Origin of the sequence: Methylobacterium gossipiicola (genome assembly GCF_900113485.1) — a bacterium.
In the GTDB taxonomy this organism is placed as follows: Bacteria; Pseudomonadota; Alphaproteobacteria; order Rhizobiales; family Beijerinckiaceae; genus Methylobacterium; species Methylobacterium gossipiicola.
The window spans coordinates 1-26,316 of sequence record NZ_FOPM01000036.1 but is presented as its reverse complement, the minus strand read 5'-3'; the positions used below and the strand labels follow the sequence as shown (position 1 = coordinate 26,316).

Annotated in this window: 22 protein-coding genes; 12 read left to right on the top strand and 10 right to left on the bottom strand. The window is 67.2% G+C overall.

Annotated features, from left to right (window positions below):
- On the bottom strand, positions 1-800 hold an 800-nt coding region (gene oxlT, locus BM249_RS19770), incomplete at its 3' end, for an oxalate/formate MFS antiporter (RefSeq protein ID WP_091975201.1).
- A gap of 408 nt (positions 801-1,208) precedes the next feature.
- On the opposite strand from oxlT, the gene BM249_RS19765 reads away from it, so the two are divergent.
- From BM249_RS19765 to BM249_RS21800, 7 genes are all read left to right on the top strand, one after another.
- Positions 1,209-1,622, top strand: coding sequence for a CBS domain-containing protein (locus BM249_RS19765; RefSeq protein ID WP_244528878.1), 414 nt, complete (start codon positions 1,209-1,211; stop codon positions 1,620-1,622).
- 417 nt (positions 1,623-2,039) lie between these two features.
- The gene (locus tag BM249_RS19760) at positions 2,040-2,321 is read left to right on the top strand and encodes a hypothetical protein (RefSeq protein WP_091975199.1); all 282 of its coding nucleotides are present in this window, start codon (positions 2,040-2,042) and stop codon (positions 2,319-2,321) included.
- Between the two features lie 376 nt (positions 2,322-2,697).
- Positions 2,698-3,504, top strand: a complete 807-nt coding sequence (locus BM249_RS19755) for a cytochrome ubiquinol oxidase subunit II family protein (protein WP_177232470.1) — start codon at positions 2,698-2,700, stop codon at positions 3,502-3,504.
- On the top strand, positions 3,501-5,585 hold the full coding sequence (locus tag BM249_RS19750; protein ID WP_091975198.1) for a cbb3-type cytochrome c oxidase subunit I: 2,085 nt from the start codon (positions 3,501-3,503) through the stop codon (positions 5,583-5,585). Before BM249_RS19755 ends, BM249_RS19750 begins: the two co-directional genes overlap by 4 nt.
- On the top strand, positions 5,582-6,208 hold the full coding sequence (locus BM249_RS19745; RefSeq protein WP_091975196.1) for a cytochrome c oxidase subunit 3: 627 nt from the start codon (positions 5,582-5,584) through the stop codon (positions 6,206-6,208). The genes BM249_RS19750 and BM249_RS19745 overlap by 4 nt, the downstream gene beginning before the upstream one ends.
- Positions 6,205-6,519 carry a cytochrome o ubiquinol oxidase subunit IV gene (locus BM249_RS19740; RefSeq protein ID WP_091975194.1) on the top strand — a complete coding sequence of 105 codons (315 nt, stop codon included), beginning with the start codon at positions 6,205-6,207 and terminating at the stop codon, positions 6,517-6,519. The genes BM249_RS19745 and BM249_RS19740 overlap by 4 nt, the downstream gene beginning before the upstream one ends.
- Before the next feature lie 214 nt (positions 6,520-6,733).
- Positions 6,734-6,895: a hypothetical protein gene (locus BM249_RS21800; protein ID WP_177232469.1), complete on the top strand. Its 162-nt coding sequence runs from the start codon at positions 6,734-6,736 to the stop codon at positions 6,893-6,895.
- Between the two features lie 16 nt (positions 6,896-6,911).
- Here BM249_RS21800 and frc read toward each other — a convergent pair whose 3' ends face one another.
- Both frc and oxc read right to left on the bottom strand, forming a co-directional pair.
- Complete coding sequence (frc, locus tag BM249_RS19735) at positions 6,912-8,186, bottom strand: formyl-CoA transferase (RefSeq protein WP_091975192.1); 1,275 nt, start codon at positions 8,184-8,186, stop codon at positions 6,912-6,914.
- A 320-nt stretch (positions 8,187-8,506) separates the two neighbouring features.
- Positions 8,507-10,252 (bottom strand): oxalyl-CoA decarboxylase, encoded by a 1,746-nt coding sequence (oxc, locus tag BM249_RS19725; protein ID WP_091975190.1) that lies wholly within the window; start codon positions 10,250-10,252, stop codon positions 8,507-8,509.
- Positions 10,253-10,647: 395 nt separating this feature from the next.
- On the opposite strand from oxc, the gene BM249_RS19720 reads away from it, so the two are divergent.
- Positions 10,648-11,340: a GntR family transcriptional regulator gene (locus tag BM249_RS19720; RefSeq protein WP_177232468.1), complete on the top strand. Its 693-nt coding sequence runs from the start codon at positions 10,648-10,650 to the stop codon at positions 11,338-11,340.
- 7 nt (positions 11,341-11,347) lie between these two features.
- On the opposite strand, the gene BM249_RS19715 is transcribed toward BM249_RS19720, so the two are convergent.
- The 4 genes from BM249_RS19715 to BM249_RS19700 form a co-directional block, all read right to left on the bottom strand.
- A complete protein-coding gene (locus BM249_RS19715; protein ID WP_244528877.1) occupies positions 11,348-12,313 on the bottom strand; it encodes a GGDEF domain-containing protein in 966 nt (321 codons plus the stop codon).
- Positions 12,314-12,406: 93 nt separating this feature from the next.
- Positions 12,407-13,300 carry a transporter gene (locus tag BM249_RS19710; RefSeq protein WP_091975188.1) on the bottom strand — a complete coding sequence of 298 codons (894 nt, stop codon included), beginning with the start codon at positions 13,298-13,300 and terminating at the stop codon, positions 12,407-12,409.
- Positions 13,301-13,462: 162 nt separating this feature from the next.
- The gene (locus tag BM249_RS19705; protein ID WP_091975186.1) at positions 13,463-14,608 is read right to left on the bottom strand and encodes an alpha-hydroxy acid oxidase; all 1,146 of its coding nucleotides are present in this window, start codon (positions 14,606-14,608) and stop codon (positions 13,463-13,465) included.
- Between the two features lie 193 nt (positions 14,609-14,801).
- Positions 14,802-16,469, bottom strand: coding sequence for an L-lactate permease (locus tag BM249_RS19700; RefSeq protein WP_091975184.1), 1,668 nt, complete (start codon positions 16,467-16,469; stop codon positions 14,802-14,804).
- A gap of 257 nt (positions 16,470-16,726) precedes the next feature.
- Here BM249_RS19700 and BM249_RS19695 point away from each other — a divergent pair, with 257 nt between their 5' ends.
- Positions 16,727-17,509, top strand: a complete 783-nt coding sequence (locus BM249_RS19695; RefSeq protein ID WP_091975182.1) for an FCD domain-containing protein — start codon at positions 16,727-16,729, stop codon at positions 17,507-17,509.
- Positions 17,510-17,678: 169 nt separating this feature from the next.
- Here BM249_RS19695 and BM249_RS19690 read toward each other — a convergent pair whose 3' ends face one another.
- Positions 17,679-19,256, bottom strand: a complete 1,578-nt coding sequence (locus tag BM249_RS19690) for a gamma-glutamyltransferase family protein (protein ID WP_091975180.1) — start codon at positions 19,254-19,256, stop codon at positions 17,679-17,681.
- Positions 19,253-19,867, bottom strand: a complete 615-nt coding sequence (locus tag BM249_RS19685; protein ID WP_091975178.1) for a phosphatase PAP2 family protein — start codon at positions 19,865-19,867, stop codon at positions 19,253-19,255. Before BM249_RS19685 ends, BM249_RS19690 begins: the two co-directional genes overlap by 4 nt.
- A 292-nt stretch (positions 19,868-20,159) precedes the next feature.
- Between BM249_RS19685 and BM249_RS19680 the strand changes: the two genes are divergently transcribed.
- Positions 20,160-20,957: a lytic murein transglycosylase gene (locus BM249_RS19680; RefSeq protein WP_091975205.1), complete on the top strand. Its 798-nt coding sequence runs from the start codon at positions 20,160-20,162 to the stop codon at positions 20,955-20,957.
- Between the two features lie 45 nt (positions 20,958-21,002).
- Here BM249_RS19680 and BM249_RS19675 read toward each other — a convergent pair whose 3' ends face one another.
- Positions 21,003-23,093 carry a prolyl oligopeptidase family serine peptidase gene (locus BM249_RS19675; protein ID WP_177232467.1) on the bottom strand — a complete coding sequence of 697 codons (2,091 nt, stop codon included), beginning with the start codon at positions 23,091-23,093 and terminating at the stop codon, positions 21,003-21,005.
- Between the two features lie 170 nt (positions 23,094-23,263).
- Here BM249_RS19675 and BM249_RS19670 point away from each other — a divergent pair, with 170 nt between their 5' ends.
- Positions 23,264-24,682 (top strand): alpha/beta hydrolase, encoded by a 1,419-nt coding sequence (locus tag BM249_RS19670; protein WP_091975176.1) that lies wholly within the window; start codon positions 23,264-23,266, stop codon positions 24,680-24,682.
- The gene (locus BM249_RS19665; protein ID WP_091975174.1) at positions 24,679-26,226 is read left to right on the top strand and encodes a GMC family oxidoreductase; all 1,548 of its coding nucleotides are present in this window, start codon (positions 24,679-24,681) and stop codon (positions 26,224-26,226) included. Before BM249_RS19670 ends, BM249_RS19665 begins: the two co-directional genes overlap by 4 nt.
- Positions 26,227-26,316 lie beyond the last annotated feature (90 nt).

Sequence of the window (26,316 nt, the reverse complement as noted above, 5' to 3'; positions counted from 1 at the left end):
CCCATGATCGTCACCGGCACCTTGTCGACGCCGATATCGGCCGCGATGGGCTTGAGGTTGGCGGTGATCATCAGGCCGCCGGCGCCCACGATGACGAACATGAAGTACATGAGCCAGAAGATCGGCTGACGGGCGACTTCACCGGGGGTGTAGTTGCGCCGGGTCTGGGTGATGTTGGCGTTGGTGGTGGCCTGGGGGAGTTGCTCCTTCTTCGGGGAGGTGAGGAAGAGTGCCAGGATGACGACGATGATGCCCTGGCCGATGCCGAAGTTGAAGAACGCGGCCTGGAAGCCGTGATCGGCGATCATCCACTGGATCGGGGCGACGGTCAGCGCCGAGCCGGCGCCGAAACCGGCGGCGATGATGCCGGCGGCGAGACCGCGCTTGTCCGGGAACCACTTCAGGGCCGAGCCGACGCAGGTGCCGTAGACCGCGCCGGCGCCGATGCCGGCGATGACCTGGCCGAGATAGAACATGTTCAGGGTGGTGGCGTAGGAGTTGATGACCCAGCCGATGGCGCAGAGCACGCCGCCGAACAGCACCACGACGCGGGGGCCGTACTTGTCGACGAACCAGCCCTCGACGGGGACGAGCCAGGTCTCGAACAGGACGAACAGGGTGAAGGCCCACTGGATCGCGGCGCGATCGAAGCCGAACTTCTTCTGGATGTCGGGGACGAAGAACGTCCAGCCGTATTGAAGGTTGGCGATCATCACCATGCAGATGACGCCGATGACGAGCTGACCCCAGCGATATCCGTCGCCGACGCGCCCGACCTGACTTGGTTCGACCCTGGTCATGTCCGTCCTCCCGTTGTTGTGGTGTGGCAGATGCGCTCGACGGCTCCGCGTCGTTGCACCGGATGGGCACCGGTCCCGGCGCCAACTGGTATCTGGCATACCAGCGTTGCTCGGCACGCGGGCGTCGTCAAGAGTAATCCCGAAACAATTCGTTTTTGCGTCGCAGCATATCTTGCCGCTTCGCCGTTTCGACTGCCGATATCCTCCGATTTGTGGCTATGGGCAGTAGAGCGTGGTTTTTGGCTTGCACCGTGGACCTCATCCCGCCGCGCGATCCGGCCCGGCATCCGTCACGGCAAGCGGAACCATGATGCAGGATGCCGAAAAAATAGACGCCCCCCATGGAGTTTTCCGCCGGTATTGTGCATACCAGAGCGGTCGGAGCGGTCCTGCGGAAGGTTTGAGGCCATGGCAGTCGATGACGCGAGCCGTCGTGGGGCGGCCCTCCATTACATTCGCATGGACCGAAGCGTCCGCGACGCCGTGCGGTTGCTGGCGCAGCCCGGCACCGACGCCCTGGTGGTGATCGACGGTCATCGCGACGGGGAGGGGGCCATCATCGGCCTGCTGACGGAGCGGGACATCTTCCGGGCCATCACGGCGCGGGGCCTCGAAATCCTCGATGCCCTGGTCTGGACGGTGGCGAAGGGGGATTTCGCGACCGTCGAGGTGGGAACGGCGCCATCGGAGCGCCTCGCGGCGTTCTGTGCCCATCGCACCGACCGTGTCGCCGTGATGGACGGGTTCGCCCTGCGCTCCATCGAGACCATCTGGGATTGCCTCGCCGCGCCGCAGGGGCGGGGCGCCGTCGCCACGCCCTGAGGCGCGCCCTCGGCCTGAGGCTCGCCCAGTCGGGGCGATCGGGCGATCGCCATCTTGATGACGCCTCCTCGGAACCGTCCGGGGCCGGGGTGTTGTCAGACGCACCAAGATCGCGTGTCTTGCGTATTGCGCACCCGATGGTGACCGTCCTGTGGCGCCTCGCAGGGTTTCGTAGCCCGAAAGCGACGGTGGAAGGCTCTTCACATCTTGTGCTCGTCAGGTGTCGATGCGTGCATCCGTGACAGAAACCGCGTCTTGTGACCTTCCGGGATTTGGCGTGTTGACCCGCCGGGGAATTGAATACAAAAATCATCCATGGATCACGGATGGTTGATGGCGTGATCCGCTTCCGGCGGCACTGCCCCGCGCGAGGGCAGGCAGACAGGCGGGCGCCCAGCCCGCGACAGGGGAAACACCATGCGGCACCTCGCGATCCTCGAATGCCCCGTGATCTTCAGCGGCGAGAACGACTTCGGCATGACGAGCATGGACATGTGTCCGTCCGTCGCCATCGCGCGCGGGCTCATTAGCCGCCACGTCAAGGTGGTCGAGTCCCGCCTCATCGTCGTCTGCATCTGGGAGAACGAGGCCTGCGCCAGGCTGTTCTTCGACGCGGCCTGGACCGAGAAGGCGCAAGTTCTGTGGGACGATCGCTACCAGCTGCGCCTGGAGGCCATCGAGGAGGCCCGCGTCGCCTGACGCCGCGATGCCGTATCGGCCGTTTTTCCCAAGACGATACCGTCGCCGGTCGATGGCTTCGGTCCGGTGAGACGCGACGGGCTCCCTCTCCGGACAGGTGAGGGGACCCGCGCTCGCCCGGAGCCGCACGGATCGTCCGGGACCCCCTCGAACTCCATCGTCGCTGCGGCCAAGCCGAGGCTTGCCCGGGGCGACGGCGTATGCATTCCCATGCTCCGGTGTCGATCGGCCCGACCGGCGAGGAGTATGCGTGCCAGAGCGTAACGTCATCGACCGTCCGCCCGCCCGGTTTCGCGGGCCTGTTTCTCCTCCTGATGCCGCTCGGCGCCCGTTGATCCGGCGCCCATGGCCGCTTCTGCTCGCTGGATGGCCGGCTGTGCTGCTCGGCGGCTGCGATGTCCTGCGCCTCGGGGTCGCGAACCATGCCGGTCCGGTGGCGGAGGCGCAGTGGCACCTCCTTCTCATCGTCGGGGCGGTGCTGGTCTTCGTCGCCGCCCCGGTCTGGCTCCTCACGCCGCTCATCGCGTGGCACTACCGGATCGGCAAGAAGGGCAACGTCTACAAGCCGAAATGGACGTTCTCCTGGCCCCTCGAGGGCCTGATCTGGATTCCGCCCGCCGGCATCGTCATCGGCCTCGGTTTCGTGCTGTGGCACTACACCCTGGCCCTCGATCCCTACCGTCCGCTCCCGTCCGCCGAGCCGGCCCTCGAAATCCAGGCCGTCGCCCTCGATTGGAAGTGGCTGTTCCTCTATCCCGAGCAGGGCATCGCCAGCGTGAACCGGATGGCGATCCCCGTGGGGCGCCCGGTCCATATGAGCCTCACCAGCGGCACGGTGATGCAATCGCTGCTGATCCCGCAACTCGCCGGGCAGATCTACGCCATGGCGGGGATGACGACCCAGCTCAACCTCGCGGCGAGCCGGACGGGCAGCTTCCGGGGCGAAAACACCCAGTTCAACGGCCTCGGTTTCCAGAACCAGAAATTCGAGGTCCTGGCCCAGACGCCGGAGGATTTCGGCGCCTGGGTCGCCCGCGCCCGCGCCGCCGACCGGCCCCTCGATGCCGCCGCCGTCGACGGCCTCATGAAGAAATCCGTGCCGCCCGAACCGATCCTCTACTCGTCCGCGCCGCCGGACCTGTTCCAGACCCTCATCGCCCGCACACAGGAACCGTCCCGATGACCGAGCCCCTGTGGCCCGCCGTGTTCGGCCGCTTCGGCTGGATGGACCTGCCCTTCGTGCGCGCCTGGCAGGAGCTCAGCGTCAGCGAGATCATCGGCGCCGGGGCCGGCGGCCTCGTGGTGGTCGGCGGCCTTGCCGTCGTGATCCTCGTCACCTGGCTCGGCCGCTGGCGCTATCTGTGGAGAGAGTGGTTCACCACCCTCGACCACAAGAGAATCGGCGTGATGTACGTGGTGATCGCGTTCGTCATGCTGTCGCGCGCCCTCGTGGAGGCCGTGCTTATGCGGATGCAGCAGGCGGCGGCGATCAATGCCCCGGGCTTCGTCGCGCCCGATCATTTCGCGCAGCTTTTCACCACCCACGGCAGCATCATGATCTTCTTCATGGCGATGCCGTTCCTCACAGGCGCCATCAACTACGTCATGCCGCTGCAGATCGGCGCCCGCGACGTGGCGTTCCCGCTCCTCAACGCCGTCAGCCTGTGGCTCACGGCGGGGGCCGCCGGCCTCATGATGGTGTCCCTCGTCATCGGCCGGTTTTCCACGGGCGGCTGGACCGGATATCCGCCCTACACCGAACTCGCCTTCAGCCCCGATGTCGGCCCCGATTACTGGATCTGGGCCGTCACCCTCGGCTCCCTCGGCACCACGATGTCCGGCCTCAACTTCGCGGTGACGATCTACAAGGAGCGCTGCCCCGGCATGACGCTGATGCGGATGCCGATGTTCTGCTGGACGTCCCTGTGCACGTCGATCCTCATGATCTTCGCCATGCCGCCGCTCACCGTGGCGACGGCGCTCCTGGCGCTCGACCGCTACCTCGGGTTTCATTTCTTTACGAATGACCTCGGCGGCAACATGATGAACTACGCCAACCTGATCTGGCTGTTCGGGCATCCCGAGGTTTACATCCTGATTCTCCCCGCCTTCGGGGTCTATTCCGAGGTGATCTCGACCTTCTCGTCGAAGGAACTCTACGGCTACACCTCGCTCGTCATCGCCACCATGGCCATCGCGGTGCTGTCGTTCACCGTGTGGGTGCACCACTTCTTCACCATGGGGCAGAGCGCCAACATCAACGCCGTGTTCGGCATCGCCACCATGGCCATCGGCCTGCCCACGGGGGTGAAGATCTACGACTGGATCTGGACCATGTTCCGCGGCCGGGTGCGGTTCTCGGTCCCGATGCTGTACTCCCTCGCCTTCATGATGACGTTCGTGCTGGGCGGCCTCACCGGCATCATCCTGGCTTTCCCGCCGCTCGATTACCTCGTCCACAACACCCTGTTCCTCGTGGCGCATTTCCACAACATGCTGATCCCCGGCCTGCTCTACGGCATGCTCGCCGGATACAACTACTGGTTCCCGAAGGCGTTCGGGTTCCGCCTCGACGAGAGGTGGGGGCGCATCTCTTTCGGTTGCTGGGTGGTGGGCTTCTACCTCGCCTTCATGCCCCTCTACGTCCTGGGAGCCGGCGGCATGACGCGGCGGTCTCAAGCGGTGTTCGAGCCGGCCTTCCGGCCCTGGCTGTACATCGCGGGGGTCGGCGCCCTGGTGCTGCTCTCGGCCCTGGTGACGCTGTTCGTCCAGCTCTGGGTCAGCATCCGGAACCGCGAGGCCAACCGCGTGCCCGTGGGCGACCCGTGGAATGCGGGTGGCCTCGAATGGTCGATTCCCGCCCCGCCGCCGGCGTACAATTTCGCCGTGATCCCCACCGTCCGCGACCGCGACCCGTTCTATGGGGAGAAGCAGGCGGGCAATCCCTACCCGGCGCCGAAGCGCTACGAATCCATCGCGATGCCGGCCAACAGTATGACCGGCCCCGCCCTCGGCGTGCTCGGCGCCGTGACGGCCTTCGGCCTCGTCTGGCACATGTGGTGGCTCGCCGGTCTCGGCCTTGCCGCCAGCATCGCCACGGTCATCGCCCGCAGCTTCGCGCGCGATGTGGAGCGCCTCATCCCGGCGGCGGAGGTCGCGCGCATCGACCGGCGTTGGCGCAAGGAGATCCAGAGGGCCAAGCCCATCGGCCGCGTCGTCGAGGGCACGCCCACCAATCGCGGTCTCGCCGAGGTGGAGGCATGAGCGCCGCGGAGGGCGCCCATCCGGGCCTGAACCTCACGCATCCCCATGCGAAGGCGCAGGAAGAGACCGAGACCGCCCTGTTCGGGTTCTGGGTCTTCCTCATGAGCGACGCGGTGATCTTCGCGCTGCTCTTCGCCACCTACGGGGTGATGCTCCACGCCACCGTGGGCGGCCCGACTCCCGCCGATGTCTACGAGATCGGCCCCGCCCTCCTCGAGACCGCGATCCTGCTCACCAGCAGCTTCACGTTCGGCCTCGCGAGCGTGGCGATGAAGCACGACGCGCCGCGCCGCCGCCTCCTCGGCTGGATGGCCGTCACCCTCGTCCTCGGCCTCGCCTTCCTCGCCCTGGAGGTCAGGGACTTTCTGACGATGGTCGCGCAAGGGGCGACGCCGATGCGCAGCGGCTACCTGTCGTCGTTCTTCGCCCTGGTGCCGCTGCACGGCCTGCATGTCGCCGCCGGCTGCCTCTGGCTCGTGGTGATGATGGTCCAGGTGGTGGTGTTCGGCCTCGACGCGCGGGTGCGGATCAATACCTTGCGTCTCGGCCTGTTCTGGCACTTCCTCGACATCGTCTGGATCGGCCTGTTCTCCGTCGTCTATCTCCAGGGGCTGATCCGATGACCGCGTCGAACCCACAGGCGGCGCGGGAGATCCGCACCTATGCCATCGGCTATCTCCTCGCCGTGCTGCTCACGGGCGCGGCGTTCGGGGCGGTCCATTGGCGGGTCGCCTCGGCGCCGACGGTCTTCGGCATCGTCCTGGGCCTCGGCCTGATGCAGATGATCGTGCATTTCCGCTTCTTCCTGCACATCACCCTCGGCAAGTCCTCCCGCGCCGACCTGCAGCTGATCCTGTTCTCGACGCTCATCATCGTGCTGATGGTGTCGGGCACGCTCGTGATCCTGTTCAACCTGCACCATCGCATGATGTGAGGGGCGGAACACACGGTTCCATGTCCGCGCCGCTCGGCGATTGCCCGGCGGAGGGGGGCGCCGGACCATCCGAACCTGGCACCGGACGCAACCCGGCCCCCGTTCGGGGCGGGAGATATGCCGACAAAACACGGCTGGTGTTTGAAATGTGGTATTCCAATTCGCGGTGCACCATGGCATAGAGGCGGTGCAACATCGCCCGAGGGGGATCACCATGCTCGCCACCGTCATCGTCTCGACCGTCAGCCTGATCGCCCTTCAGGTTCTCCTCGTCGTCAAGGCCGCCGATCGGCTGTCGCCCCAATCGGGCGTGCGCGCCTCCGACCCCGTCGCGGCCCCGCTGTCCACCGCAGGCCGCTTCGCCGGGATCGCCTGAGTCGCGTCCACCTCCGTCATTCGGCCGCGACCCCGAGGGGCGCCCCGATGGCGCCGGATCGGGCGAGGGCCTCGCATTCGGCGGGGGAATACCCCAGCACGTCGCGAAGGATCTCGTCCGTGTGCTCGCCGAGCAGGGGCGAACGCGTCACCGCCGTCGGGCTCGCCGACAGCTTGATGGGGTTGCCCACCGTGAGGTAACGCCCCCGCGCCGGGTGCTCGACCTCCACGATGGCGCCCGACGCCCGCAGGCCCTCATCCTCCGCGATCTCCTTCATGGAGAGGATCGGCCCGCAGGGAATGTGCAGGGCGTTGAGGGCTTCCATCGCCTCGAACTTGGTCCGGGCCATGGTCCAGGCTTCGATCCGGGTGAAGATCTCGTTGAGATGCGGCAGCCGGGCCTTCGGTGTCGCGTAGTCCGGATGGGTCTTCCAGTCCGGCTCGCCGATGAGATCGCAGATCTTTTCCCAGACCGGCCCCTGCGTAATGAAGTACAGGTAGGCGTTGGGGTCGGTCTCCCAGCCCTTGCACTTCAGGATGCGCCCCGGCTGACCGCCGCCGGAATCGTTGCCGGCCCGCGGCACCGCATCCCCGAACGGAATCCCCTCGCCGAACTGGCTGTATTCCTTGAGCGGCCCGCGCTCCAGGCGCTGCTGGTCGCGCAGCTTCACCCGGCAGAGGTTGAGCACCGCATCCTGCATGGCGCAATCGACCCGCTGGCCCAGCCCCGAATGGGTGCGCTGGTAGAGGGCGGTGACGATGCCGAGCGCGAGGTGCAGGCCGGTGCCGGAATCGCCGATCTGCGCCCCCGTGACCATGGGGGTGCCGGTGCGAAAGCCCGTGGTGGAGGCGGCCCCGCCGACGCATTGGGCCACGTTCTCGTAGACCTTGCAATGCTCGTAGTCGCCCGGCCCGAACCCCTTCACGGAGGCGAGGATCATGCGTGGATTGGCGGCGTGGATCGTCTCCCAGGTCAGCCCCATCCGGGCCAGCGCCCCGGGGGCGAAATTCTCCACCAGCACGTCGCATTCGGCCACGAGCCGCCACAGCACCGCGAGGCCCTCCGGTGTCTTGGTGTCGAGCGTGATGGAACGCTTGTTGTGGTTCAGCATGGTGAAGTACAGGCTGTCGGCCCCGGGCACGTCCTGAAGCTGATCCCGCGTCGCGTCCCCGGCGCCGGGGCGCTCCACCTTGATCACGTCGGCGCCGAACCAGGCGAGGAGCTGGGTGCAACTCGGGCCCGACTGGACATGGGTGAAGTCGAGGATCTTGATGCCTTCGAGCGCTTGCATGGTCTCACCACGGCGTGGGGGCGATCCATCGATGCAGATCGCAGTGTTATCGACGGGCTGCTCTACGGCGCTCCTGATTCGAACTCAGGGCGAGCAAGCATTGAACTCCTCGCCCCGCTTGCGGGGAGAGGGCTTTGCCGACCTTGCCGTCGGCAAAGCGAGGCGGCAGCCGAGGGTGAGGGGGCGACTTCGGAAAAGCCTCCTCCGGCACCGCCCCCTCACCCTCGCCCTTCGGGCTCACGCCGCCCCCGGCAAGGGGAGCGGCGTCCTCTCCCCGCAAGCGGGGAGGGGGGATAGGCGCACCGCGCGTTCCGGGTCGATCACGCCGGCTTCTTGCGGACGCTGCTCTGGGGGTTGAGGCTGCCGATATTGCCGCTCTCGGTGCCGGCCTGGGGGTCGATCACCGCATTGATGAGGGTGGGGCGGCGGGAATCCATGGCGGCGTTCACGGCCTGGGACAGTTCGTCCGGCGTCGTCACGTTGACGCCGACGCCGCCGAACGCCTCCATCATCCGGTCGTAGCGGGCATCGCGCACGAACACCGTGGTGGCCGGGTCCCGGCCCGTTGGGTCGGTGTCGGTGCCGCGATAGATGCCGTTGTTGTTGAACACCACGACGCAGATGGGCAGCTCGTACCGGCAGATGGTCTCGACCTCCATGCCGGAGAAGCCGAAGGCCGAGTCGCCCTCGACGGCCAGCACCGGATGCCCGGTCTCGACGGCCGCCGCGATGGCGTAGCCCATGCCGATGCCCATGATGCCCCAGGTGCCGACGTCGAGGCGCTTGCGCGGCTTGTGCATGTCGATGATGCCGCGGGCCAGATCGAGGGTGTTGGCGCCCTCGTTGACCAGGATCGCGTCGGGCCGCTCGGCCATGATCGTCTTCAGGGCACCGAGGGCGCCGTGGAAGTCCATGGGGGCGGCGTTCTTGCGCAGCTTGTTCGCCATCTTGGCGAGGTTCTCGTCGCGCTTGGCCTGGATCGCGTCGGTCCAGGCGGCCGGCGGGGTCGGCCAGTCCTTGCCCATGCCGTCCAGGAGGGCGGCGACGCAGGAGGCGATGTCGCCGACGACGGGGGCGACGATCTCGACGTTGGAATCCATCTCGCGCGGTTCGATGTCGATCTGGATGAACTTCTTCGAGCCCGGCGCACCCCAGGTCTTGCCCTTGCCGTGCGACAGCAGCCAATTCAACCGCGCGCCGACGAGCAGCACGACATCGGCCTCCTTCAGCACCAGGGAGCGGGCGGCACCCGCCGACTGGGCGTGGGTGTCGGGAAGCAGGCCCTTGGCCATGGACATCGGCACGTAGGGAATGCCGGAGCGCTCGACGAGCTCGCGGATGGCCTCGTCGGCCTGGGCGTAGGCCGCGCCCTTGCCGAGCACGATGAGGGGGCGTTTGGCGCTTTTGAGGACATCGAGGGCACGCGCGATGGCGTCGGGGGCCGGGATCTGTGCCGGGGCGGCGTCGATGACCTTCACCAGGGACTTGGCGCCGGCCTCGGCGTCCATGACCTGCGAGAACAGTTTCGCCGGAAGGTCGAGGTAGACGCCGCCGGGGCGGCCCGACACGGCGGCCCGGATGGCGCGGGCGACGGCGATGCCGATATCGGCGGCGTGCAGCACGCGGAAGGCGGCCTTGCACAGGGGCTTGGCGATGGCGAGCTGGTCCATCTCCTCGTAATCGCCCTGCTGCAGGTCGACGATCTCGCGCTCGGACGAGCCCGAGATGAGGATCATCGGGAAGCAGTTGGTGGTGGCGTTGGCCAGCGCCGTGAGGCCATTGAGGAAGCCGGGGGCCGAGACCGTGAGGCAGATGCCGGGCTTCTGGGTGAGGAAGCCCGCGATGGCGGCCGCGTTGCCCGCGTGCTGCTCGTGGCGGAACGAGATCACCCGCATGCCGGCGGCCTGGGCGAGGCGCCCGAGATCCGTGATCGGAATCCCCGGCACCCCGTAGATCGTCTCGATGCCGTTGAGCTTCAGGGCGTCGATGACGAGGTGGAACCCATCGGTGATCTCCGGCTCAGGCGTGGGCAGATCTTCGACGATGCGCTGGGCCAAGGCGTTCATGGGTGTCCTCCTGAAAGAGTCTTCTTGGGGGGCCGGAAGCCGGCCGAGGGCGCGCGAGACCTGTCCCACGCGCGGAACGCGACGCGGGCGGTGGAATGAGGGGGCGCCGATGGCGTCGGCGCCCAAGTTGTCATGGAGTGATGCACGAGGTCCGGCACCGCTTCGCCGGTTTCAGAAAGTTGGCATACCAAATACCAGTCGTCAAGCGACGGTCATCTTGGTGCGTTGCAGCAACCCGGTGAGCGTGGGGCGGAGCGACGGAGCGGGGGTGGCTCTTCCCACAACGCAACGCTCGTTCGCCCGGCAAATCCTTGTGTCACAACATCGAATTTGTCATGGTCCAGGCATGAGTGCCCGTTCGCGACGGGCCGCGCAGGCGTCTTTCAGGTCCGCAGATGGTCAAGTCCGACATGTTCCACGTCAAACCCATCGCCGCGACTTCCAGCTTGCGGGCCCTCGCCTACGAGGCGTTGAAAGAAGCCATCACCAACATGAACATCTACGACCAGAAGGAGGAAGTCCGTCTGGACGAGCGCAAGCTCTCGCTCAATCTCGGCGTGAGCCGCACGCCCGTGCGCGAAGCCCTGACGGTGCTGGAGCAGGAGGGCTTCGTGCGCTTCGAGGCCCGGCGCGGCGTGTTCGTGATCAAGAAGACCAAGAGCGAGATCGTCGCGATGATCCAGGCCTGGTCGGCCCTGGAGAGCATGGCGGCGCGCCTCGCCTGCACGCGGGCCACCGACGAGCAGCTCGCCTGCCTGCGCGAGCATTTCCCCGAATTCTACGAGGGCCGCCCGTCGGACCACCTCGACGAGTATTCGGACGCCAACATCCGCTTCCACCAGAAGATCATTTCGCTCGGCCAATGCGATGTGATCCGGGATCTCACCAGCAATCTGCTCATGCACGTGCGCGGCATCCGCAACGCGGCGATGCGGCAGGGCGACCGCGCGGCCAACTCCATCAAGGAACACGTGGCGATCATCCAGGCCCTCGAAGCGCGCGATGCCGATCTGGCCGAACGCCTCGTGCGCGAGCACGGCCTCGGCCTCGCGCGCCACGTCGAAACCTACGGCGACTACCTCGACTGACGGGGCGTCACGGCGTCTCCCGCCCGACGACCCGGTTCCGCCCGAGGTTCTTCGCCCGGTAGAGGGCGTCGTCCGCCGCCCGCAGGAGGTCGACGGTCCGCATGGCGCCGGTCTCCGTGGTGGCGACGCCGAAGCTCGCGGTGACGTGATCGGCCACGGGCGAGCCCGTATGCGGCACCGCGAGGGCGGCGATGGCCGCGCGGGTGGCTTCGGCGCAATCCAGGGCCTCGGCGTGGCTCGTCTCGGGCAGGATGCAGACGAATTCCTCGCCGCCGTAGCGGGCCGTGATGCTGGCACGGTGCATCGTGCCCTGGAGCGTCGCGGCGATGATCCGGAGGGCGTCGTCGCCGACCACATGGCCGTAGAGGTCGTTGAGGGCCTTGAACGCGTCGAGGTCGAGGAGGACGAGGGAGAGCGGCGCCCCCGAGCGTCCATGCCGCTCGGTCTCCTGGGCCAGCACCGCGTCGAAGTGCCGGCGATTGGCCAATCCGGTGAGGGAATCGGTGATGCTGAGGCGGTAGATCGTCTCGTTGAGGTCGCGCAGTTCCTTGTCGAGGCGGTGGCGCTCGGTGATGTCCCGGACGATGGCGCAGTTGAACCGGCGCCCCTCGTACTCGACGAAATTCGACGAGACCTCGATGGTGATGTCGACGCCGGCCTTCGACCGGTTCACCGTTTCCAAGGTGAAGGATTTGCGTTCGACCACCTCGGCCCAGTGCTGGCGCCAGCGCGCTTCGTCGAACAGGGGATCGACGTCCCACACGTGCAACCGAGTCAGTTCCTCGGCCGTGTAGCCGAGCAAGCGCGTCGTCGCCGGATTGACGAAAACGTATCGGCCCGCCTCGTCGAGCCAGATCACGAGGTCGTTGAGCTTTTCGATGGTCACTTGGGTCAGCATCAGCCGATAGGCCCTGCTCTCCGCATCCTCCGTCATGTTCGGTTCGGCCTTCGCTCCCATGCTGCCCTGCAGCATAAGGGTGAATGCCGTATAAAAGTCTATCGTGGATCGTCTGAATTGCGCGGACAACCTCGACCGCCCCGGCGATGGGGCGGTCGAGATCCGGTCTCAGCGCCCGGCGAAGCGGGCCGGCCCGGTGACGGAGGGCGACGGCGCGGCCGAGTTGGTGTTCTCCTTGTAGATCGGCACGATGACGCGCAGCCAGCCGCGGGTCTCGTGGCCGCCGTAATTGCGTTCGACCACGTCGCGGGTGACGTAGGCCTGAAGGTTCACCGGGCCGAAATTGTACCCGACGAGGCCGCCGACGGCGAACTGGCCCTGGCGGCGGTAGCCCGGGAACCGCGTCGGCAGATCCATCGACCCGAAGGCGACGGGGCCGATCTCCCACTTGCCGAACTTCTTCGTCGCCGTGAGATCGAGGTTGAGATAGTCGGGATAGACCGTGCCCTGCGGCGAGATCGGGTCGATGTAGATGCCGTAAAGGAGGTTCGCCGTGAGGTTCAGGCCGTTGCCCGAATAGGTGGCGGCGAAGCGGTGGCTGAGCGAGGCGTTCTGGATCACGAACCGGGTCTCGACGGGATGGTAGCCGCCGAACAGGTAGCTCACGCCGAAATTCTCACCGATCTTCCAGGCGAGCTGCGCGGCCATGAGGGGCACGCCGATGCCGCTCTGATAGGGTGCGCCGCGCACGCTCGACGCCACCACGGGCTGGGTGGTGGCGAGGTTGAGGCGGGCGCCGAACAGGGTCCAGGGCGTCGCCCACAGGAAGGTCGGCAGGTTGATGTTGGATTCGGAGCCGAAGGGCTGCGTGTCCCGCACGCCGAAGCTCGAGGTGTTCACGAAGTAGAGGCCCACGGGGAGCTGCGCCCCCACCGGCAGGCCGACGGTCTGGCCCGGTTGCGCCGCCGAGGCGGCCATCGCTTGACCGGAGAAGAGGCTGGCGGCGCCCGCGAGAAGTACCGTTCCGAACCGGCAGGCCGTCGTCAGGGATCGTCCGTTCATGCGTCGCCCTCGAGGGCCGTCCGTGGCACGGAGTGCGCCACGGCCGAACCAGCCCTCGAAGGGTGGACGGATCGGCGCCCCGGTCTCGTCCCGGGGCACGGTCTCGAAGGCGGAGGCTGTCGCATAAGTGTCACACTCTCCGGAGGGGGGACGGAGGCGGGCTCAGAGAAAGCGCAGATTGCTCCGCGTGAGTTGGTCGATGGAGGCGCAGCCCATCAGCCGCATGTCGCGCTCGATCTCGGCCTGCATGAGCTGGAGCGCGCGCTCGACCCCGGGCTGACCGGCCGCCGCGAGGGGGAACAGGTAATAGCGGCCGAGGCCGACGGCCTTCGCCCCGAGGGACAGGGCCTTCAGCACCTGGGTGCCGCGCTGGACGCCGCCATCCATGATGACGTCGATCCGGTCGCCGACGGCATCGACGATCTCGGCGAGCTGGTCGAAGGCCGAGCGTGATCCGTCGAGCTGCCGGCCGCCGTGGTTCGACAGGATGATGCCGGTGCAGCCGATCTCGACGGCGCGCTTGGCATCCTCCACCGACATCACGCCCTTCAGGCAGAACTGGCCGTTCCACTCCCGCACCATCGCGGCGACGTCGTCCCAGTTCAGGCTCGGATCGAGCATCTCGGTGAAGTAGCGGCTGATGGAGAGGGCGCCCCCGCCCATGTCGACATGGCCGTCGAGCTGCGGCAGCTTGAAGCCCTCGTGGGTCATGTAGTTGATCCCCCAGGCGGGCTTCATGGCGAACTGAAGCATGCCCCCGAGGGTGAGCCGGAACGGAATCGAGAAGCCCGTGCGCTTGTCGCGCTCGCGGTTGCCGCCCGTGATGCTGTCGACGGTGAGCATCATGACCTCGATGCCGGCGAGCTTGGCCCGGTTCATCATGGCGCGGTTCAGGCCGCGATCCTTGTGGAAATAGAACTGATAGACCTGCGGCCCGCCGCTGATCTGGCGCGCTTCCTCCAGGCTCACCGTCCCGAGGGACGACACGCCGAACATCGTGCCGAACTTGCCGGCGGCGGCGGCGACGGCCCGCTCGCCGTCGTGGTGGAACAGGCGCTGCAGGGCGGTGGGCGAGCAATAGACCGGCATGGCGAGCGTCTGGCCCATGATCGTCACCGACATGTCGATGTCCTTGACGCCGCGCAGGACGTTGGGGACGAGATGACAGGTGTCGAAGGCGCTGGTGTTGCGCCGATAGGTCACTTCATCGTCGGCGGCGCCGTCGATGTAGTCGAAGATCGGTCCCGGCAGGCGGCTCTTCGCCATGCGGCGGAAATCGTGGAAGCTGTGACAATCTTTAAGTCGCATCGTGTGTCTCCGCCGACGCCGGACGCCGAGCCCAGGCCGGATTGAACCGAAGAGCTCGGGGCTTCCGAAGAGGCCCCAAGCGAGCAGTCTCGCGGACGTTGTCCATCATCCCGGGATCACGGAAGACGCCCTATCTCGTTGGTGAACCGCCTTGTCTTTCGCCGAACCGGCCTCCGTCCCGGCGCACGATGCCCTAATGCGCGAGGGCCGGCACCGTCGCGCCCGGAACCATGGCGGTGAAGGGTGGGACATACGCCTGCAGCATCACCAGAACACCGACGAGGCAGGCCAGCGCGATGGAGTGGAAGAAGACATAGCGCAGGATCTTGGCCTCGCCGCCGTACCACTGCGTCGCGGTGGAGGCCACGACGATGGACTGGGCGTCGATCATCTTACCCATGACGCCACCGGACGAATTGGATGCCGCCATGAGGGTCGGGGACAGGCCGAGTTGCTCGGCGGTGATCTTCTGCAATCCGCCGAACAGGACGTTCGAGGCCGTATCCGACCCCGTGAGGGCGACGCCGAGCCAGCCCAGCATGGCGCCGAAGAAGGGGTAGATCCACCCGGTCTGGGCGAAGGCCAGCCCCAGGGTCGCGTCGGTGCCCGAATATTTCGTGACGTAGCCGAGCGCCAGCATCGCCGAGATCGTCAGCAGGGAGTAGCGCACGATGTAGGCGGTGCGGCCGTATTCACGCAGCAGCTTGAGCGGGCCGAAGCCGAGGATCAGGCCGCCGAGGATCGCCGACAGCAGAATCCCGGTGCCCGTCGCCGAGAGCAGGTTGAGGGTGTAGATCGCGGCTTCGTTGTGCGCCGCGGCGACGACGGGGGGCATCTTGACGACGAGGCCGTGGAGATACGGCACCGGCATCCGCCAGACCCAGAGGGCATCGAGCCAGGCGCGGAACTGCGGCGTCCCCCAGGCGAACACGAACACGGAGAGGATCAGCCAGGGCAGCCACGCCTTGAAGACGGTGCCGGCGCTGTGGCTGTGCCGGGCCGCCGGGGCCACCGGCTGCGCGCCGCCATCCGTCGCGCTCCAGATCCGGGCCGGCTGCCAGACGCGCAGGAAGCCCGCCAAAGCCGCCATCGAGCAGATCGCCGCGACCACGTCCACGAGCCAGGGTCCGTGGAAGTTGGACACGAGGTACTGGGGCACCGCGAAGGCGAGACCGGCCACCAGCAAAGCCGGCCAGACCTCCATCATGCCCCTGCGCCCCGCGAAGGCCCAGATCAGCCAGAACGGCACGAGGAGCGAGAAGAACGGGAGCTGGCGCCCGATCATGCCGGACAGGTCCATGAGATCGAGCCCCGTCACCGCCGACAGGGCGATGACGGGGGCGCCCAGCGCCCCGTAGGCCACGGGCGCGGTGTTGGCGATCAGGGACAGGCCGGCGGCGGCCAGCGGCGTGAAGCCGAGGCCCATCAGCATGGCGGCGGTGACGGCGACGGGGGTTCCGAACCCGGCCGCGCCCTCGAAGAACGCCCCGAACGAGAAGGCGATGAACAGGAGCTGGAGCCGGCGATCCGGCGTGATCCCGGCGATGGAGTCGCGCAGGATATCGAATTGTCCGGTCTTCTCCGTGAGGCGATAGAGGAAGATGACGTTCAGGATGATCCAGCCGATGGGCAGGAGCCCGAAGGCCGCGCCGTAGGCGGCCGTGGCGCCGGCCATCTGGGCCGGCATTCCGAATCCGAAGACCGCCACCGCCAGAGCCACGCCGAGGCCGAGCAGGGCGGCGGTGTGCGCCTTCAGATGGGCGAGACCGATGCCGCCGAGCAGCACCGCGATGGGCAGGGCGGCGAGGGCCGTCGACCACACCGCGTTTCCGAATGGATCATAGACCTGGTTCCAACTCACGGCGTCTCTCCCCCCTCGATCGATCTGTTTCGCCCCACGCACCGGACAGCCTCCCGCATTGTCCGGTGCGCGGGGCGTCCGCGCGCAGGAGGGAGGGGGTTCGGAACCGATGAGGCAGCGTGCTCTGGTTCTCGATTGGACCAGATGCAATATAATGGTAAAATGATTTTACCAGACGGGTCAACTGGCAATATGAGTTGACCGGGTTATAGTCGGGGTGCCGGTCCCGCGCGGGCGGCGGCCGGAGGGAGTGCGTGATGGATCAGGACGCGATCAAGGGCGGGAGCGTTGCCGAGGGCACCGCGCGCCATTTGAAGGATCTCATCGTCGAGGGCGCCCTCAACCCCGGCGATCTTCTCCTGCCCGAGCGCGATCTGGCCCTCAGGCTCAACGTCTCGCGCCCGACCCTGCGGCAGGGCATCAAGATCCTGGAGGAGGAGGGGCTCATCGTGTCCACACCCGCCGGCCGGTCCGTGGCGTCCCTCGGATGCGAGATCAGCGATCCCCTGATCGCCCTCATCGCGTCCCACGCGGACGTGGTCGACGACTACCTCGAATTCCGGGCGACGACGGAGCGGATGGCCGCGCGCCTCGCGGCGGAACGGGCGAACGCGGTGGATCGCGAACGGCTGACCGAATGCATGGACCGGATCGACCGCGCCCACGCCGACGGCGTGCAGCGCGACGAGGCCGATGCCGATGTCGACCTGCACATCGCCGTCTACGAGGCGAGCCACAACCTCGTCGTCCTGCACACCATGCGGGCCTTGTCGGGCATGTTGCGTCAGGGCGTCATCGAGAATCGCGAGAAGCTGTTCCTACGGCCCGAGACGCGGGACCGCCTGCGCGAACAGCATCGTGCCATCTATGAGAACGTCATGGCCGGGCGCGTGGACGCGGCGGGCGAGGCCGCCGAATCGCATATCCACTACACCCATCAGGCCCTGAAGGAGATCACGGAAGCCGAGGGAAGGCTTCAAGTCTCGCTTCGGCGCCTGAGCGGCGGGGGCGTTTCGAACAGCCGGAAAACGAAGGGCTGAGAGCCCCGTCGACGCTCGATCCGTTCGGTCCCTATCGAGCGCGGGTCTCCTCTCCTGGGAGGAGAGGGACAGGGTGAGGTGTGTGCCTCCTTTGGAGGGAACGACCCCTCACCCTGTCCCTCTCGTTTCCGTCCGCGAGGTGAGGGCCTTCGCGACAGGCGCGGGCCGATCAATACCCCAACGCGCAGCCATCCTTGCGGAAATCGGACCCCGCCGTGAGGGTGCCGGTGGCCTGATCGATCCAGATCACCTGTCCGCCCCCGATGGGACCCGGCGCCGGACGGACGGGATGGCCGCGGGCGGCGAGGGCTTCCGCCAGCCCGGGCGAAAAACCCGGTTCGAGTTCGAGGCCGCCGCCATAGGCGAAGCTGCGGGGTGCATCCAGTGCCTCCTGCACGTCGAGCCCCCGGTCGAGGAGGCCGGTGAGGAGTTCGACATGGCCCATGGCCTGATAATGCCCGCCCATGACGCCGAACGGCGCCACCGCCCGGCCGTCGCGCATGAGCATGCCGGGGATGATGGTGTGCATGGGCCGCTTCCTCGGCCCGATGGTGTTGGGGTGTCCGGGCTCGACCCGGAAGGAGATGCCGCGATTGTGCAGGAGCACGCCGCTCTCCGGCGCGGTGATGCCGCTGCCGAAGGGCTGGAAGATCGAATTGATGAGGGACACGGCGTTGCCGTCGCGGTCGACGACGCAGAGATAGACCGTGTCCGTGTGGGCGATCTCCGGCCAGATCACCGGCGCCTGGGCGCGGCCCATGTCGATGGCGCCCCGCGCCCGGACGTGCCACGCCTGCGACAGCAGGTGGTCCACCGGCACGGAGGCCAGCACCGGATCGGCGAACAGGGCATCGCGGTGGTGATAGACCTGCTTGCACGCCTCCGCGAAGAGGTGGACCCGGTCGAGGTCCGACAGGGCGCCCACATCGTCGGGCTTGAGCATGTTGAGCATCATCAGGACGGCGAGGCCCTGGCCGCTCGGCGGACACTCGTAGACGTCGTACCCACGGTAACGCGTGGTGATGGGGGTCACCCATTCGGGCGCGGCCCCGGCGAAATCCTCCAGGGTGTGGAGACCGCCCCGCGCCCGCAGGGTCTCGACCATGTCGCGGGCCACCGGTCCCTCGTAGAAGCCGCGCGGGCCTTCCTCGGCGATCCGCCGCAGGGTGGCGGCGAGCCTCGGATTCGCCATCCGGGCGCCCGCCGCCGGGGCGGTGCCGCCGGGCAGGAAGAGCGCGGCCGAGGCGGGATCGCCCGCGACCCGCGCGGCGTTGCGCCCCCAGTCGAAGGCGACGCGGGGCTGCACCCGGTAGCCGTCTTCCGCGTAGGCGATGGCCGGGCGCAGGAGGTCCGCGAGGGGTTTCGTGCCGTGGTCGGCCAGGAGCCGGTCCCAGGCGGCGACGGCGCCCGGCACGGTCACGGCGTGCGGCGAGGTCGGCTCGATGGTGAGGCCGCGTTCGAGATACCAGGCGTCGTGCGCCGCCGCCGGGCTGCGGCCCGAGCCGTTGAGGGCACGGGGAACGGCGGCGCCCTTCGGCGCGACGAGGGCGAAGCAGTCGCCGCCGAGTCCGGTCATCAGGGGATCGACCACACCCTGCACCGCCACCGCCGCGATGGCGGCATCCACGGCGTTGCCGCCATCGCGCAGGACCTCGATGGCCGCCAGCGAGGCGAGGGGGTGCGAGGTCGCCACGGCGGCGGTGCCGGCCTGGAGGGCCGAGCGACCGGGCTTCGAGAAGTCCCTCATGGTGTCGTCTCGTGGCGGTGCCCTTCGGGGCCGGACAGACGATTCACCGCAGCCTCGGCGGCCAGCCCGATGACGGTGCCGGCCACGACATCGGACGGGTAATGCGCCCCGCGCAACACCTGCGCCGCCACGATCAGGCCCGCCCCGACCCCGGCCGCGACCTTGTAATCCGGGCAGGCCCGGCCGACGGCCCGCGCCACGGCGACGCTGACGGCGGCATGTCCCGACGGGAAGGACTGGCGCGGCCCGTCATTCGGGCCGAACCATCCGCGCTCGTAACGGCCCGTCTCCATGACCACGTTCGGCCGGCTGCGGTGGACGAAGCGTTTCACCGTGGTCTTGATCAGGCTCGCGAGCAGGCCGGCCCCGAGCATGTGTCGCCCCAGGGCGATCGTCCGGGCGTCGCGGCGCACGGCCCCCACCGCCAGGGTCGCGGCCGAGGCGGCGACCAGCATCTCCCACGCACCGACCTCGCTCAACGCTCCGACGACCCGCACGGCCGGCGTGTCCTTGTGGCGCGCGAGACCGATGCCGAGGGCGATGTCGGCGGCCTCGCCCGGCAGATGACCGGATTCGGCGATGAGATTCGGGTTGGGGGACGGCGCAAGCATGGCCGTTCAACGCGGCTGAGGCGTAAGCGTTCGATCCGGACCGGCGCGGGCGTGAATGCGCCGGCGCGCGCCGCCCCTGGGCGATCCGCGCGGGCCGTCCCACCGGCGTGTGCGCCGTCCCACGCCGCAGCGCGTGCGCCGGAGACTTCCCTGCCACAATCGCCGGAAAAACGGCCATTCCGGAGCCGGTCGCCTTGGAGTTGACACCGTCCGATGGCCGAGCGTTGCCGACGGGGCCGGCGCGGCCCGTAAACGCCGTGGCGCCATGTCCACGGTCGTCGAGGAGTTCGGAATGTCGAGACGCGGTTCCTTCAAGTCTTCCACAGCGGCCTGTGTCGTGTTTCTGCTCGGTCTGGCCGGTCAAGTCGAGGCGGCGACCTGCGGGAACACCGCATCGGGCTTCGAAGCCTGGAAGCGTGACTTCGCCGAAGAAGCTCGCGGCAAAGCGAGCGCCGAAAGTCTCGCGGCCCTGATGGCGACATCTTATTCGACCGCGACCATTTCCGCCGACCGTGGTCAGAAGAGCTTCAAGCTGAGCCTCGACCAGTTCCTGGCCAAGCGCGGCGGCCCCACCATCGTGTCGCGCGGTCGCGCCCTGAAGCAGCAGAACGCCGCCCTGTTCGCCTCCATCGAGCAGCGCTACGGCGTGCCGGCCGGGCCGCTCCTGGCGATCTGGGGCATGGAGACCGGCTTCGGTGCCGTGCGTGGCAACGTCAATACCCTCTCGGCCGTGGCCACGCTCGCCTACGATTGCCGGCGTTCGGCCTTCTTCACCGATCAGCTCAATGCCGCCCTGACGCTGGTGGATCGGGGTATCCTCACCTCCGCCACCCGGGGCGCCGCCCACGGAGAGGTCGGCCACACCCAGTTCCTGCCCAAGAGCGTCCTGAACTACGGCACCGGCGGAAGCCTCGACAGCGCTCCCAATGCCCTCAACGCGACGGCCAACTTCCTGAAGGCCCATGGCTGGCAGCGCGGCGCCGGCTATCAGCCGGGCGAGCCGAACTTCGCGGCGATCCAGGGGTGGAACGCCGCCACGGTCTATCAGAAGGCGATCGCCTTGCTGGGAAGCCGTATCGACGGTCAGTAATCTTGGCACCCACAGGCTCCGCTCGCTCGGAGCCTGTGGGTGACGTCAGGCCGCTGTCGGCTCCCATCCGATCGATCGGCGAAGGAAACCAAGGCCGAGGGCCATGAAGGTTGCAGCCTGGGTGCTGTCGTTACCGTAACCATGACCGCCTGCCGCCGGCTCGTAGAAGGCGGCATCGTAACCGAGCGCCTGAAGTTTCGCCGCCATCTTGCGAGCGTGACCCGGATGGACCCGGTCATCTCGTCGGCTCGTAGCGATGAGAATCGGCGGATAGGACCGGCCAGCTTCCACATTGTGATAAGCAGAGATTCTGGACAGGAATGCCCAATCGTCCGGATCATCCGGGTCACCGTATTCGGCGATCCAGCTCGCCCCGGCCAGGAGCTTGGTATAGCGCCGCATGTCGATGAGCGGAATCGTGCAGAACAGGGCGCCGAAACGTCCGGGGTAGCGCGTGAGCATATTGGCGATGAGGAGCCCACCATTCGATCCGCCTTCGGCGGCGATACGGTCCGCACGGGTTACGCCACGCGCTACGAGATCGGCGGCCACCGCCGCGAAATCGTCGTGGGCGAGCGCTTTGCCTTCGCGTCGCCCAGCCTCGTGCCACGCCGTGCCGAACTCACCGCCGCCACGGATATTGGCGACGACGCTGGTTCCGCCGGGCTCGAGCCACAGCTTGCCCATCACCGCCTGATAGGTCGGTAGAACCGATACCTTGAAGCCACCGTAAGCCGTCAGGTGCACGGGCGCATCGCCGCTTTCGCCGACGGGGCCGGTTTGTATATAGGGAATGCGCGTTCCATCGACCGAGACTGCCTCGTGCCGCGTTACCCGTAAGCCGGCCGCGTCGAAGGTTGCGGGCGTCGTACGAAGCACCGTCGGCTTCGAAAGCGAGGGCGGAATCGTCAGCAGGGTCGGAGGCGTTACCGGATCTTGGACGAGCGCGCTCAGTTCACCATCGGCCACGTCCGAATCGGCATCGAGGGGCCACACCGATACGGTGCCGATATCGGGGAGACCGGGGAGGTGACGGTATGTCCATCCCGCCGAGCTCGCTTCGCAAACTCCGAAATTTGGCCTGAGATTGTCGAGGGCGCCGATGACGAGACGATCGTTCGACCAGAAGACATCCTGAAGCGCACGTCGTGCGCTGGGCTCCCAAACCACGGCGAAATCACGGCTCCCTGCCAGGAAGTCCCCTAGCTTGATGACCAGGACCGTATCGGGCGCGTGCGTGCGGCCCCCGACGTGCCAAGTTGTCCGAGGTTGGACGGCGAGTCCATCACGATGCAGCTGAATTTCAGCATCGGACGGAATGTCGAGGCAAGTGCTCACGCCCGAGCGGTCCGCCAGATGAAGGGATCCATCGAAGAAGCCGGTGCGCTCCGCAATGACGATCCGTTCCTCACCCCCCCGTCGTTCGACCTCGGCCCAGACGCCCATATTGTTCGCCGACGTCTCGAACAGCATCCGCGCGTCGTGGAGCTCTGTCCCCCGTGACCAGACGCGGACGGTCCGGGGATACCCAGCGCGGGTGGCCATGCCGTCACCCAGCGCGCTCGATACGAGCAAGGTGTCGCGGTCGAGCCAGGTTGCCGCTCCTTTGGCCTCCGGCAGAATGAAGCCATCGCCGATGAAGTGGCGCTCGATCAGGTCAAATTCTCGAAGGACCGTGGCATCGCCGCCGCCACGACTGAGCTTCACGAGCGCCCGATCCTCGATGGCGTCGAGGAGATCGGCGCCGCCCCAGACCCAATCCTCGCCCTCCTCAGTTGCGAGGGCGTCGAGGTCGAGAAGAACGTCCCAGGCCGGCACTCCGGCCCGGTAATCGGCTTCGGAAGCCCGCCGCCAGAGGCCGCGCGGATGATCGGCGTCTTTCCAGAAATTGTAGAATAAGGTTCCTCGCCGCCGCACCATCGCAATGCGATCCGGCCGGTCCATGAGGTGTCGCGCGGTGTCGCGGTCACGCACGAACCGGTCCCCTGCCGAGATGGCCAGGGTGCGCTTGTTCTGATCCGTCACCCAGGCCAAGGCCGTTTCGCCATCGATTTCTTCCAGCCAGAGATACGGGTCATCGTCCGGATGGTCGCGAGTCGGGCGTAGGTCCGTGGAACGATCGATTGCGTGCGTCATGAGTGCAGTTTAGGCGATCTCGGTTCGTGAGGCATGCCCCTCCTTCAGTGCGGCCGTCCAGGCCCACACCGAAAGGCCTCGTCAATACGTCCACACGAAAGAGTGCATGCAGCCAGGGGTCGCGGACCCGTAGAGCTTGAAGCCAAGGCGAAGCGCGCGATGTCGGCGTCATGCCGAATCCTCCCGCTCCCTCTCCCACCTTGTTCTGCCTTCACTTCCTCGGCGGCTCCGCCCGCGAGTGGGGGGTTGTACAGCGCCTTCTCGGCCCGACTGTAATCGCCGTTCCATTCAATCTACCCGGGTTCGGAAGTGCCGTGGACAACCCACGTACCTCCATCGAGGGGATGGTTGAGTTCATCGCTGATCAGATTGCCGCGCTGTCGCCGCCGCAATGGTGGATCGCCGGGCACAGCATGGGCGCGAAGGTGGCGCTCGCCATCGCTCGCCGGGCCGAGGATGGTGACCGCAAACTCCAGGGATTTGAGGGCCTTGTCCTTCTCGCTGGGTCGCCGCCAAGTCCCGAGCCCATGTCCGATGACAAGCGACGGGACATGGTGACTTGGATTTCAGCCGACGCGGAAACCCGCATCCGCAAGGCTGGCGAGTTCATAGACCAGAATACGGGCGCACCGTTGAGTCCAGACGTGAAGGCGGAGGCCGTCGCCGATGTTCTGCGGGCAGACCCGAAGGCTTGGATCGCTTGGCTGGAGGCCGGCAGCCGCGAGAACTGGCGCCAGCGAATCGGCGTCCTGCACGCCCCGGCCCTTGTTCTCAGTGGATCGCGGGATGCCGATTTGGGACCCGCCGCGCAGGTTTGCCTGATGCTACCCCACCTCGCCAACGCTTGGCATGCCGTGCTCGAGGGGGCGGGCCACCTTCTCCCGATCGAGTGCCCCGAGGCGGTGGCGAATCTCATCCGCGAAAAGGTCGCCCGGCCTCTCGGCGATCCGAAGAATGATGGTCCCGTGCCCCAAACCTATGACGCCCTCATCGGATCGTCTCGGGTGAACACGCGCCTTCGCGACGCTCTGCGTGCGCGCGCGGATTTGCCGGGACGAGGGTATCGTCCACGCGTCCTCGACCCCGTGGAACTTTCGATCCTCAGGGCATTGGTCGATCGAATTCTTCCGGGGGAAACGGGCTCTCTTCAGGACATCGGGGCGCGGATCGAGATGCGCTTGGCCGAGGGGGCCGGCGACGGCTGGCGCTTTGCCGACCTTCCACCGGACGTGGAGGCCTATTCTACGGCCCTAAGCATGGTCGATGCCTCAGCCCGTTCGGCCCACGAGGTGGGTTTCGTTGCCCTGGCGGATGAGACGAAGGACGCGCTCATCGCATCACTTTCGGCCGGCCGGCTTCCAAATACCGAGGGGGCCTTCGATGATGGGCAGATGGCGAAATGGTTTGAGGATCTGCGAAGCGACGTCGTGCGGATCTATCTCGCCCATCCGGTTTCCCTCGCACGCCTCGGCTTCAGCGGCATCGGTGCTGGGGGAGACGATATAGCTGATCTGAAAGGATTTTCTGAAATGCGGATCGGCATCCGTGAGTCCTGGGAACCGGCCGCCGATCGGGAGATCGTCCGATGAACCTCGACGCCATGCACCGTTATTCGCTCGACGAGGTCGTCGACGCCGTGGTGATTGGGACGGGGGCCGGCGGGGCACCACTCCTCGCGCGCTTGGCCGCCGCAGGCTTGAAAGTGGTCGCCCTGGAGGCCGGCCCCAACTTCGATCCGGCACGCTTCGCCTTCGACGAAACCCTGGCCGACGAAATCTATTGGACCGAGGAGCGCCTGAGCGGTGGGACGACGCCGGAGGCGTTCGGGGGCAACAACAGTGGCACCGGGGTCGGTGGTTCGACCTTGCATTGGGGGGCGTTCATTCCCCGGGCCGACCAGAGGGATCTGCGGCTGCAGACGGAAACGGGGGAGGGGGTCGATTGGCCCCTGGATTACGATGATCTGAAGCCATTTTACGAGCGTGTAGAACGGTTTATCGGTGCCTCGGGCCCGAGCGCCTATCCGTGGGACTCACAGCGTCGCTATCCGCTGCCGCCGGTGTCGCGCAATGGTCCGGCACAGATCATGGCGCGGGCTTGCGAGGGATTGGGGATTCGCAGCGCCGATGCCCCCGTGGCGGCGGTCTCGCATGACTTCGAACAGCCGGGCGGGGGCACGCGAAAGGCCTGCATCAATTGCGGTTTTTGCCACCAGGGTTGCCGCAACGGCGCCAAGGCCAGCATGGACGTGACTTACCTGCCCTTGGCCCTCGCGCACGGGGCCGAGATCCGTCCCATGTGCCGCGCCCATGGGACGGCGCGTGACGGAATGGGACGGATCACCGCCGTCACATACCGGCAGGGTGGGACGGAGCATCGCCAGCGATGCGCCGCCGTGTTCCTGTGTGCCGGCGCCGTCGAAACGCCGCGTCTCCTGCTCCATCTCGGCCTCGCCAACGGCAGCGGTCAGGTCGGCCGCAATTACATGGGGCACGTCGCGACGCAGGTGTGGGGAACCTTCGACGCCGAGATCCGCATGAACCGGGGCTACCCGTCTTCACTCATCAGCGAGGACATGGTGCGGCCGGCCGATGCGGACTTCGCCGGCGGGTACCTGATGCAGAGTCTCGGCGTTCTGCCGCTGACCTTCGGCAACACGGTGGCGCGGAGCCGGGGCCTGTGGGGGCGACCGCTGGTCGATTACCTCGATCGCTACAATCACCTGGCGGGAATCGGCATCAACGGCGAGACCCTGCCGTGCGACGCCAACGTGCTGACGCTGTCCGACGAAGTCGACGCCTTCGGGGTACCCAAGGCCCGGATCAGCTTCGGCTACGGCACCAACGAGAACCGCCTCAACGACCACGCGATTCGAACGATGAAAGCCATCTGGGAAGCCGCCGGGGCGACGGACATCTGGGTGGCCCAGCGGGTGGCGCATACCCTCGGCACCTGCCGGATGGGTCGGGACGGCGACAGCGCCGTGGTCGATCCGTTCGGACGCAGCTTCGAGGTCCCGAATCTCTGGATCAGCGACGGATCGACCTTCCCGAGTTCGCTGGCGGCGAATCCGGCCCTGACCATCATGGCCCTGAGCCTGCGCACCGCCGAAGCGTTCCTGAAGAGCCGTTAGGGCCTGTCGTCGCTTGAACGGATTGGCGCGTTTTGCGTTTTCGTCTCTCTAATTGCGGGAGGGACGATGCTGAGCGACGCGCAATGGTCT

Excerpts from the sequence above, each read along its gene's own strand:
- BM249_RS19765 (WP_244528878.1), top strand. The coding sequence starts at position 1,209 with ATGGCAGTCGATGACGCGAGCCGTCGTGGGGCGGCCCTCCATTACATT.
- BM249_RS19760 (WP_091975199.1), top strand. The coding sequence starts at position 2,040 with ATGCGGCACCTCGCGATCCTCGAATGCCCCGTGATCTTCAGCGGCGAG.
- BM249_RS19750 (WP_091975198.1), top strand. The coding sequence starts at position 3,501 with ATGACCGAGCCCCTGTGGCCCGCCGTGTTCGGCCGCTTCGGCTGGATG.
- BM249_RS19745 (WP_091975196.1), top strand. The coding sequence starts at position 5,582 with ATGAGCGCCGCGGAGGGCGCCCATCCGGGCCTGAACCTCACGCATCCC.
- BM249_RS19740 (WP_091975194.1), top strand. The coding sequence starts at position 6,205 with ATGACCGCGTCGAACCCACAGGCGGCGCGGGAGATCCGCACCTATGCC.
- BM249_RS21800 (WP_177232469.1), top strand. The coding sequence starts at position 6,734 with ATGCTCGCCACCGTCATCGTCTCGACCGTCAGCCTGATCGCCCTTCAG.
- frc (WP_091975192.1), bottom strand. The coding sequence starts at position 8,186 with ATGCAAGCGCTCGAAGGCATCAAGATCCTCGACTTCACCCATGTCCAG.
- oxc (WP_091975190.1), bottom strand. The coding sequence starts at position 10,252 with ATGAACGCCTTGGCCCAGCGCATCGTCGAAGATCTGCCCACGCCTGAG.
- BM249_RS19720 (WP_177232468.1), top strand. The coding sequence starts at position 10,648 with ATGGTCAAGTCCGACATGTTCCACGTCAAACCCATCGCCGCGACTTCC.
- BM249_RS19715 (WP_244528877.1), bottom strand. The coding sequence starts at position 12,313 with ATGCTGCAGGGCAGCATGGGAGCGAAGGCCGAACCGAACATGACGGAG.
- BM249_RS19710 (WP_091975188.1), bottom strand. The coding sequence starts at position 13,300 with ATGAACGGACGATCCCTGACGACGGCCTGCCGGTTCGGAACGGTACTT.
- BM249_RS19705 (WP_091975186.1), bottom strand. The coding sequence starts at position 14,608 with ATGCGACTTAAAGATTGTCACAGCTTCCACGATTTCCGCCGCATGGCG.
- BM249_RS19695 (WP_091975182.1), top strand. The coding sequence starts at position 16,727 with ATGGATCAGGACGCGATCAAGGGCGGGAGCGTTGCCGAGGGCACCGCG.
- BM249_RS19690 (WP_091975180.1), bottom strand. The coding sequence starts at position 19,256 with ATGAGGGACTTCTCGAAGCCCGGTCGCTCGGCCCTCCAGGCCGGCACC.
- BM249_RS19685 (WP_091975178.1), bottom strand. The coding sequence starts at position 19,867 with ATGCTTGCGCCGTCCCCCAACCCGAATCTCATCGCCGAATCCGGTCAT.
- BM249_RS19680 (WP_091975205.1), top strand. The coding sequence starts at position 20,160 with ATGTCGAGACGCGGTTCCTTCAAGTCTTCCACAGCGGCCTGTGTCGTG.
- BM249_RS19675 (WP_177232467.1), bottom strand. The coding sequence starts at position 23,093 with ATGACGCACGCAATCGATCGTTCCACGGACCTACGCCCGACTCGCGAC.
- BM249_RS19670 (WP_091975176.1), top strand. The coding sequence starts at position 23,264 with ATGCCGAATCCTCCCGCTCCCTCTCCCACCTTGTTCTGCCTTCACTTC.
- BM249_RS19665 (WP_091975174.1), top strand. The coding sequence starts at position 24,679 with ATGAACCTCGACGCCATGCACCGTTATTCGCTCGACGAGGTCGTCGAC.